Consider the following 8,987-nt stretch of genomic DNA (forward strand, 5'->3'; position numbering starts at 1 on the left):
TCGACGCCTTGGTGGCGGCCGACCTCGCCCGCGCGCTGTCGGGCACGTTCGAGGGACCGGCGGTGCTGGTCCACGTCGCGCGCGATTCGGGCCGCTCCAACGCCTTCCAGAACGCCCTGAAATTCGTCGCCCCCGAGATCGAGGCGATGAGTTTCCCGGCCTGGGACTGCCAGCCCTACGACCGCGTCTCGCCCAACGCCGCCATCGCCGCCCAGCGCATGACCGCGCTCTCGCGGCTCACCCGCTCGCGCTCGTCGGAAGAGAAGCCGCGCATCCTCTGCACCACGGTGAACGCCCTGGTGCAGCGGGTGCCGCCCCGCGCCCGGGTCGCGGTCGAGACCTTCTCGGCGGCGATCGGCAACGTGGTGCCGATGGACAAGGTCGTCGCCTGGGTCGAGGCCAACGGGTTTCTGCGCACGGGGACGGTGCGTGACACGGGCGAGTACGCCGTGCGCGGCGGCATCCTCGACCTGTCGCCGCCCGGCCTGCCGAACCCGATCCGCCTCGACTTCTTCGGCGACACCCTCGAATCGATCCGCGCCTTCGATCCCGAGACGCAGCGCACGGTGGGGTCGCTCCGCTCCCTCGACCTCGTGCCGATGAGCGAGGTGCAGCTCACCACCGAGACGATCCGGCGCTTCCGGCAAGGCTATCTGTCGAGCTTCGGCGCGGCGACCCGCGACGACCGGCTCTACGAGACGGTGAGCGAGGGCCGGCGCTATGCCGGGCTCGAACACTGGATGCCGCTGTTCTACGACGGCCTCGACACCCTGTTCGACTATCTCGGCGACGTGCCGATGCTGTTCGACCCGCAGGTCGAGGAGGCGGCGGCCGAGCGGCTCGCCCTGATCCAGGACTACTTCCAGGCCCGCGAGGCGGCGCTGAAGAATCCTCAATCCGGCGTCGCGCCCTACAAGCCGCTGCCGCCGCGCGCGCTCTACCTCACCCCCAACGAGTGGAAGGGCAAGGTCGAGGCCGGCACGGTCGCCCGGCTGACCCCCTTCGCGCAGCCCGATTCCGACGCGCGCGCCGTCATCGATTGCGGGGCCCGAGCGGGTCGAAACTTCGCGCCCGAGCGGGCGGAGGAGGGGATCAGCGTGTTCGACGCCGCGGTGGCGCATATCCGCGACCTGCAGGCCTCCGGGCATCACGTGATCCTGGGATCCTGGTCCGACGGCTCCCGCGACCGGCTCTGTGGCGTGCTGACCGATCACGGCCTCAAGAAGCCGATCGAGATCAACACCTTCACCGCGGTCAACGCCTTGAAGCGCGGCACCGACGTGGCGGTGGCCGTCTGGGGCCTGGAGGCGGGCTTCACCCTCGACAAGCTCGCGGTGGTGGCCGAGGGCGACATCCTCGGCGACCGGCTGGTGCGCCAGAAGCGCAAGTCGAAGCGGCCGCAGGACATCATCCTGGAGGTGCAGGCGCTCCAGCCCGGCGACCTCGTGGTCCATGCCGACCACGGCATCGGCCGCTTCGTCGGCCTCAAGACCGTCACGGCGGCCGGCGCGCCGCACGATTGCCTGGAGCTGCAATATGCCGGCGGCCTGCTGCTCCTGCCGGTGGAGAACATCGAGCTTCTGACCCGCTACGGCTCGGAGGATTCCGAGGTGGCGCTCGACCGCCTCGGCGGCGGGGCGTGGCAGGCCCGCAAGGCCAAGATGAAGCGCCGCATCCTCGAGATGGCGGGCGAGCTCATCAAGGTCGCCGCCGCGCGCTTCGTGAAGCCCGCCCCGAGCCTCAAGGCGCCGGAGGGCCTGTACGAGGAATTCGCCGCCCGCTTCCCGTTCGAGGAGACGGAGGATCAGGCCAACGCCATCGACGCGGTGCTCGACGACCTCAATGCCGGGCGGCCGATGGACCGCCTCGTCTGCGGCGATGTCGGCTTCGGCAAGACCGAGGTGGCGCTCCGCGCGGCCTTCGCCGCGGCGATCTCGGGCAAGCAGGTGGCGGTGGTGGTGCCGACGACGCTGCTCGCCCGCCAGCATTTTCGGACCTTCGCCGAGCGCTTCAAAGGGCTGCCGATCAACATCGCGCAGCTCTCGCGCTTCGTCTCGGCCGGCGACCAGCGCCAGACCCGCGCGGGGCTTGCCGAGGGCCAGGTCGACATCGTCGTCGGCACCCACGCGCTCCTGGCGAAGAACGTCGCCTTCAAGGATCTCGGCCTCATCATCGTCGACGAGGAGCAGCATTTCGGCGTCGCCCACAAGGAGCGGCTGAAGGCGCTCCAGAGCGAGGTGCACGTGCTGACGCTCTCGGCCACGCCGATCCCGCGCACGCTGCAGCTCGCCATGACGGGGGTGCGCGAACTCTCGATCATCGCCACGCCGCCGGTGGACCGGCTGGCGGTGCGCACCTTCGTGACGCCGTTCGACCCGCTCCTGATCCGCGAGGCGCTGCTGCGCGAGCGCTACCGCGGCGGGCAGGCCTTCTACGTCGTGCCGCGCATCGAGGATCTGGCGGAGGTCAAGCGCTTCCTCGATCAGGAGATGCCGGAGGTGACCGTCGCCGTCGCCCACGGCCAGATGGCGGCGGGCCAGCTCGAGGACGTGATGACCGCGTTCTACGAGGGCAAGTACGACGTGCTGCTCTCGACCACGATCGTCGAATCCGGCCTCGACATCCCGACCGCCAACACGCTGATCGTGCACCGGGCCGACATGTTCGGGCTCGCCGCGCTCTACCAGCTGCGCGGGCGCGTCGGCCGCTCCAAGGCGCGGGCCTACGCCCTGTTCACGACGCCGGCCAACCGCCAGCTCACGGCCCAGGCCGAGCAGCGGCTCAAGGTGCTCCAGAGCCTCGACACGCTCGGCGCCGGCTTCCAGCTCGCCTCCCACGACCTCGACATCCGCGGTGCCGGCAACCTGCTCGGCGACGCCCAGTCCGGCCACATCAAGGAGGTGGGCTACGAGCTCTACCAGCAGATGCTGGAGGACGCTGTCACCGCGCTGAAGGCCGGGATCGAGGAGCCGGCGGAGGAGGCGTGGTCGCCGACCATCGCGCTCGGCGCCCCCGTCACCATCCCCGAGGATTATGTCGAGGATCTCACCGTCCGGCTCGGTCTCTACCGGCGCCTCTCGACCATCGAGAACGACGCCGAGATGGAGAGTTTCGGCGCCGAGCTGATCGACCGGTTCGGGCCGCTGCCGCCCGAGGTGGAGCAGCTTCTCAAGATCGTGACGATCAAGATCCTGTGCCGCGAGGCGAACGTCGAGAAGGTCGAGGCGGGGCCGAAGGGCGTCGTCGTCCACTTCCGCGAAAAATCCTTCGCCAACCCGCAGGGGCTCGCCGCCATGGTCGTGGAGCAGGGCTCCTTCGCCAAGGTGCGCCCCGACATGAGCGTCGTGTTCATCCGCGAACTCGACGGCATTCCGAAGCGCCTGAAGGAGACAACGCAGATCATGCGCGGGCTCGTGACCATCGCCAAACGGGCCAGGAAGGCGGCGTGAGCGGCGCGGTCGCGGGGGAGCCGCAGGCTTCAACCTGCGCTGCGGGTTGAGGAAAATCTTCGCGAGGCGGGTCATCCCGGATGACCCGCCAACAATTCCCGCGTTGTGAAAAATAAAATCGTGCCTTGATAAAGCTCCAATGAAATTGCATATCAGTTCTCATCGATGCGAGGCCGGATTTTATGGGCCGTGACGCCTCCGCAGGGCGGTTCTCATTTTCCTTCGTAATCGGTTGAACGACAGGGCCCGGCGCCGTGCGGCACCAGGGCCATTTGCTTGTATCCTGCGGAAGACGAGGACGTTTCGATGGCGACTGGTACCGTGAAGTGGTTCAACGAGCAGAAGGGCTTCGGCTTCATCCAGCCCGAGGACGGCTCGAAGGACGTCTTCGTCCACATCTCCGCCGTCGAGCGCGCCGGTCTGCGCGGCCTCGCCGAGGGGCAGAAGGTTTCCTACGAGCTGGAAACCGATCGCCGTTCCGGCAAGCAGTCCGCGGGACAGCTCCAGGTCGCGTAATCCGCGCCGAACGCCCCGAGATTTCGAAGCCGCTCCCACCGGAGCGGCTTCACGCTTTTCAAGGCCGCGGCTCGTTCCGAGCCCGGCACGATCAAGGATAGTCCGTGAGCTTCAGCAAACAAAACTCCTTCGACGACCGCCGCCAGAACTCCGCCGCCGCCCGGGAGGCCATGCTCGCCCGCTTCCGCGCCCGTCCCGCCCAGGACGATCCGGCCGTGCAGGCGCGACAGGCCGAGCGCCGCGCGATCGCGGTCGCCCGCGAGGAGCGGGTCCAGGAGCGCGCGTTGCAGCGGCGTCTCGAAGCCGAGCAGCTGGCCGCCATCGCCGCCGCGGAGCGCGAGGCGGAGGCGGCGCGCAAGGCCGCCGAGATCGAGGCCGCCGCCGAGCGCGTCCGCCTCGCCCAGGCCAAGCAGAAGGAAGAGCGGGACGCCCGCTACGCCGCCCGCAAGGCGAAGATCAAGCTGCGGCGCTGATCGCCCGCGGGCAACCGCGACCGCGCGCCGGGTTCGTCCGGTGCGCGGAAACCCGCCCCGGCGCGGCGTCGGGGCCGATACGATCCCCGCCTGCGACCACGATCGGCTCTCGCCCGTTGTCCCGACGGGGCTCTCCTTCGCCGAAGCGGTCTTCACCGTCCGGCGGAAGCGTTCGAGGAGACACCGATGATGCACAAGTTCAAGCTCGGTCAGCGCGTCCGCCGGGCGCAATCGTCCCCCATCGACGAGCGGCTGGGGTTCGGCGCGGTCAGCGAGATCGTCCGCCTGATGCCCGACGATCCGACCGGCGAGCCCTCCTACCGCATCCGCTCGGGCTCGGCGGAACGCGCCGTGCGCGAGAGCGAGATCGTCGCGGCGTAATCTCTCTCGAATCGCGGTCGCCTCTCGGACCGCGTACGAAAAAGGCGGACCGTTCGGCCCGCCCGTCATTGTCCCGTTATGGGAAAGCCCTACAGCTCCGGCTCGTTGAGCACGTAGGGGCCGATTCGGCTCTTCAGGTCGACCGGAGCACCGGGGCGGGGTCCCGCATCGTCCATCTCGATCACCGGGATGCCGCCGACGCGCATCTGCTCGCGCAGGCGGTTGGCCAGGGCGGCGATGTGCGGGTTCGGGCTGGCGGACAGCTGGAGGACGATCGCCGCGGGGCGGGCGATCACGGCGAGAACGTCGTCGGCCGCCTCGATCGAAGCGGTGACGCTCGCGTAACCGAGCCCGGCAAGGTCGGCGGCGAGAGAGCGATCGACGGCCCGGTGGCCATCGTCGACGACGAGCACTTGTTGCAGCGCACCCATAAGCTTCAGCGTTACCCCATGTCGTGCCTCGTGTGAAGAGGCACCCCGGATAACCCGCACGGCCACGATTGGTTCGCCGGCCATGCAGATGCAGTGACCATGGAATCGCTTGGATGAAGGCGCGATGAACTGCGCCGCACAGGCGGTGGACAACGCGGGCGGGGATCGCCGCGACGCTGTCAAGTCTCTGTCATAAATGACGTTTCAATCGCCGGGGCGAAGGCGCGCGGGGCGCGGGAGCCGCGCGTCGCGGGCCGGATTACGCAGGCGCAAAAATTTCCGGGGAAACGGCGGGTTCGGGCGTCTCGACGGCCTCGATCGCGGTGGCGAGGCCCGCGAACAGCACCGGCGCGTAGGCCGTCTCCTGCCAGGCATCGCCCGGCACGGTCGGCGGAGTCCCGCGCTGCAGCGCCGCCGCGGCGCTGGCTTGGCCGCGGAAGGCGAGGCGTCCGTCCGGGCCGTGCCGCAGCGCCATCAGGGTGGCGGGGAGCGTGAGGCGCTCCGGCTTGCCGAGCACCAGCGAGAGGTCGGCCGCGGTCCCGCGCCGGCCGGACAGCAGCGCCGTCTCGTCGAAGACGATCGTGTCGACCACCGTGTCGAGCCGAAGGCTCTGCGGTCGTCCGGCGGCGCGGCTGCGGCCGGGGAGGCGGGCCGGGGCGCGGTGGACCAGGGCGACGGAGCGCAGATCCTCCGGCAGGTCGCGGCCGGCGAGATTCTTCTCGAGGAAGGCGGGGGCGACGAGATGGGTCGGCCCCGGCCGGCGCAGGGCCGCCGCGAAGGCGGCGCCGTCGAACAGCGGCATCGTCTCCAGGCTCGCGCCCGCGACGAGGGCGGCGCCGAGCCCGGTGGCGAGGCCGCGCAGGTCGTGCGGGCCAATCAGGCTGAGGATGCGCTCGCCGGGCGCGACCCGCATCGCCACGAGGTGGGCGGCCGCGGCCGCCACCACCGATTCGCCGCTGCGATAGATCGGCCGTTCGGGATCGCCGCCGACGAAGCTGACGATGCCGGCGGAAGCGGGGGCCGGTCCCGCCGGCTCGCCGGCCGGGCCGTCGAGGACGAAGCGGTCGAGGTTGATCACCCCGTCCGGCACGTCGGGGCCGAAGGCGGCGAGGTAGCGCAGGCCGAAATAGCGCGCGGCGACGGTGCAGAGGCGCTCGGCGGGCGCGGCCGAGCCGAGCCGGGCCTGCGTCAGCACCGCGCTCAGCGCCACGCCCTGCGCCGCCGCGAGCAGGCGCTCCTCGTCCCAGGAGACCGGCAGGAGGCAGGCGACGTGGCCGGCGGCCTCGACGGCGAGGATCGCCAGCGCGCTCTCCGCCGAGCCCGGCAGGCACAGGCCGATGCGGCTTCCCGGAGGCAGGCGCCAGCTCCGCAGGCCGCGGGCGAGGCGCTCGACGATCTCGGCCGCGGCGGCGTAGGTCCAGGTGATGGCGGGCCGGTCGCTCCACGCCGGCTTGTCGGCGGGGTCGACCACCGCGATCCGGTCGGGATGGCGCCGGGCCGTGGCGGCCAGCAGGCTGCCGAGGCTGACGCGCCTCGGCGCGGCGGCCGGCGCCGGAGGCGGGGCCTCGGGCGACGCGTCCCGCGCGGTCTCTTGCAGAGCCCCCTGCAAGGCCCGTTGCAGAGCCCCTTGCAGAGCGTCCTGCAAGGCCCTCGGCGACGCCTCGGCCTGCGTGATAGCTCGTTGCGCCGACACTCGCGCCCGCCCTCGAAAACCACTCCCGGTGATGGGCGAATAGGGTTAAGCAAGACTTAACGTTTGGTGGTCCAAGGCGTCCCGCGTAGAGAATTGGCTCAAGGGGCCCCCGCATTCGCCGGAGCACCCGAATTCCTATTGAGCATCTGACGGCGCGACCTGTAGGATCGCAGGCCGATGAGCCGGGGGCGGAGCAATGCTCGAACTTCTGCGGCGGCTGTGGGAGGTCGAAAACCTTTCGCCCCACGGCATCTGTCTGCTTTGGCGCCCGGAGCTGATCTGGACGCACGTCGTCTCCGACAGCCTGATCGCCTTCGCCTATTTCTCGATTCCCGTCGGGCTGGCCTACTTCGTGTCCCGCCGCCGGGACGTGGTGTTCGGCTGGATGTTCTGGTCGTTCGCCGTGTTCATCACCGCCTGCGGCGCGACGCACCTCATGGCGATCTGGACGCTCTGGGTGCCGGATTACGGGCTGGAGGCGGCGGTCAAGCTCTTCACGGGCCTCGCCTCCATCGGCACGGCGGTGGCGCTCTGGCTCCTGATGCCGAAGGCGTTGACGCTGCCGTCGCCGACCCAGCTGCGCCAGGCCAACGAGGCGCTGGAGGCGCGCATCCGTGAGCGCGACGCGGCGCTTGCGGCCCTGGAAGCGGCCATCGCCGAGCGCCAGCGTACCGAGGAATTGCTGCGCCAGAGCCAAAAGATGGAGGCGATCGGCCAGCTCACCGGAGGCGTGGCCCACGACTTCAACAACCTGCTCAACGTGGTGCTGCTCAACCTCGACCGGGTCGAGCGCGGCCTCCCCGAGGAGGGCCCCCTGCGCAGGCAGCTGAGCGATGCGGTGAAGGGAGCCGAGCGGGCGGCGACGATGACGCACAAGCTGCTGGCCTTCGCCCGCCGCCAGCCGCTCTCGCCGGTGAGCACCGACGTCAACGCGCAGATCGCCTCCTTCGCCGAGTTCCTGCGCGGCACGATCGGCTCGCGGATCCGGCTCGAGACCGACCTCGCCCCGGACCTGCCGCGGGTGAGCATCGATCCCAACCAGCTCGAGAACGCGATCCTCAACCTCGCGGTCAACGCCCGCGACGCGATGCCGGAGGGCGGCACGCTCACCCTGGCCACCCGGCCGCTGCCGGACGGCGACGGGCTCGCCGTCGAGGTGTCGGACACCGGAACCGGGATGCCGCCGGAGGTGGAGGCGCGGGCCTTCGAGCCGTTCTTCACCACGAAGCCGCTGGGGCAGGGGACGGGCCTGGGGCTCAGCCAGGTGTTCGGCTTCGCGCAGCAATCGGGCGGCAACGCCAGCTTCGTGCGCGGCGACCGGCCGGGCACCACGGTGCGTCTGTCCTTCCCGGCGCAGGCGCCCGCCGCGGCCCGCCCGGCGGCGACGCGTCCGGCCCCGGCCGCCGAGTCCGGCTTCGCGCCGCCGCTGCTGTCGCCGGTGGCGGTCCCGGGCTGATAGACCGTCCCGGAGGGCGGGGACCGGACTGGATGCAACGCGCTAGGGCATCGTCGACGTTTTGCGTCCTCTGCTCACTCGGGCGCGGGCCCGCAGGGCGACGGGACGAAGGAGGGAGAGGGGAGGGATGACCGACAAGCGGACGGTGCTCGTCGTCGAGGACGAAGAGATGCTGCTCAACGCGGTGACCATGGAGTTCGAGGATGCCGGCTTCGCGGTGCTCAGCGCCGGCACCGCGGAGGAGGCCTACGGCCTGCTCCAGGTGGCCGAGCGGCTCGATCTCCTGTTCACCGATATCCGCCTGCCGGGCCAGCTCGACGGCTGGGACCTCGCCGAGCGCGCCCGCCTCCTCCATCCGGCCCTGCCGGTCATCTACGTGACCGGCTACAGCGCCGAGCAGCCCCGGCAGGTGAGCGAGAGCGTGCTGGTGATGAAGCCCTACCGCATGACGGCGATCATGAGCGCCGCGCAGCAATTGGGGGTGGGGTGAGGATCCCTGCTCAAACGGTTTCCGGTTGATCACCTCGGTCAGAGCCTGGCCTGTCCCCTCCCCCTTGTGGGGAGGGGCTCGGGGTGGGGGTGGTGCAG

General features: G+C 70.5%; 8 protein-coding genes. 6 read left to right on the forward strand and 2 right to left on the reverse strand.

Annotated elements, in window-relative coordinates; all coding sequences use genetic code 11:
- The 4 genes from mfd to MFF42_RS20965 form a co-directional block, all read left to right on the forward strand.
- On the forward strand, positions 1–3,449 hold a 3,449-nt coding region (gene mfd / locus MFF42_RS20950), incomplete at its 5' end, for a transcription-repair coupling factor (protein ID WP_238257472.1).
- A 306-nt stretch (positions 3,450–3,755) separates the two neighbouring features.
- Positions 3,756–3,965 carry a cold-shock protein gene (locus MFF42_RS20955; RefSeq protein ID WP_238257473.1) on the forward strand — a complete coding sequence of 70 codons (210 nt, stop codon included), beginning with the start codon at positions 3,756–3,758 and terminating at the stop codon, positions 3,963–3,965.
- Between the two features lie 104 nt (positions 3,966–4,069).
- The gene (locus tag MFF42_RS20960) at positions 4,070–4,438 is read left to right on the forward strand and encodes a DUF6481 family protein (RefSeq protein ID WP_238257474.1); all 369 of its coding nucleotides are present in this window, start codon (positions 4,070–4,072) and stop codon (positions 4,436–4,438) included.
- Between the two features lie 186 nt (positions 4,439–4,624).
- Positions 4,625–4,819, forward strand: coding sequence for a hypothetical protein (locus tag MFF42_RS20965; protein WP_238257475.1), 195 nt, complete (start codon positions 4,625–4,627; stop codon positions 4,817–4,819).
- An 89-nt stretch (positions 4,820–4,908) separates the two neighbouring features.
- Here MFF42_RS20965 and MFF42_RS20970 read toward each other — a convergent pair whose 3' ends face one another.
- Together MFF42_RS20970 and MFF42_RS20975 are read right to left on the reverse strand one after the other, a co-directional pair.
- Positions 4,909–5,250, reverse strand: a complete 342-nt coding sequence (locus tag MFF42_RS20970; RefSeq protein ID WP_306423550.1) for a hypothetical protein — start codon at positions 5,248–5,250, stop codon at positions 4,909–4,911.
- A gap of 259 nt (positions 5,251–5,509) precedes the next feature.
- Complete coding sequence (locus MFF42_RS20975; protein WP_238257477.1) at positions 5,510–6,943, reverse strand: AMP-binding protein; 1,434 nt, start codon at positions 6,941–6,943, stop codon at positions 5,510–5,512.
- A 196-nt stretch (positions 6,944–7,139) separates the two neighbouring features.
- On the opposite strand from MFF42_RS20975, the gene MFF42_RS20980 reads away from it, so the two are divergent.
- Together MFF42_RS20980 and MFF42_RS20985 are read left to right on the forward strand one after the other, a co-directional pair.
- Positions 7,140–8,399: an ATP-binding protein gene (locus MFF42_RS20980; RefSeq protein WP_238257478.1), complete on the forward strand. Its 1,260-nt coding sequence runs from the start codon at positions 7,140–7,142 to the stop codon at positions 8,397–8,399.
- A gap of 127 nt (positions 8,400–8,526) precedes the next feature.
- The gene (locus MFF42_RS20985; RefSeq protein WP_238257479.1) at positions 8,527–8,889 is read left to right on the forward strand and encodes a response regulator; all 363 of its coding nucleotides are present in this window, start codon (positions 8,527–8,529) and stop codon (positions 8,887–8,889) included.
- Positions 8,890–8,987 lie beyond the last annotated feature (98 nt).

Origin of the sequence: Methylorubrum podarium (assembly GCF_022179745.1) — a bacterium.
Lineage (GTDB): Bacteria > Pseudomonadota > Alphaproteobacteria > Rhizobiales > Beijerinckiaceae > Methylobacterium > Methylobacterium podarium.

Coding starts and splice junctions, on each gene's coding strand:
- MFF42_RS20955 (WP_238257473.1), top strand. CDS start 3,756: ATGGCGACTGGTACCGTGAAGTGGTTCAACGAGCAGAAGGGCTTCGGC.
- MFF42_RS20965 (WP_238257475.1), top strand. CDS start 4,625: ATGATGCACAAGTTCAAGCTCGGTCAGCGCGTCCGCCGGGCGCAATCG.
- MFF42_RS20980 (WP_238257478.1), top strand. CDS start 7,140: ATGCTCGAACTTCTGCGGCGGCTGTGGGAGGTCGAAAACCTTTCGCCC.
- MFF42_RS20985 (WP_238257479.1), top strand. CDS start 8,527: ATGACCGACAAGCGGACGGTGCTCGTCGTCGAGGACGAAGAGATGCTG.
- MFF42_RS20970 (WP_306423550.1), bottom strand. CDS start 5,250: ATGGGTGCGCTGCAACAAGTGCTCGTCGTCGACGATGGCCACCGGGCC.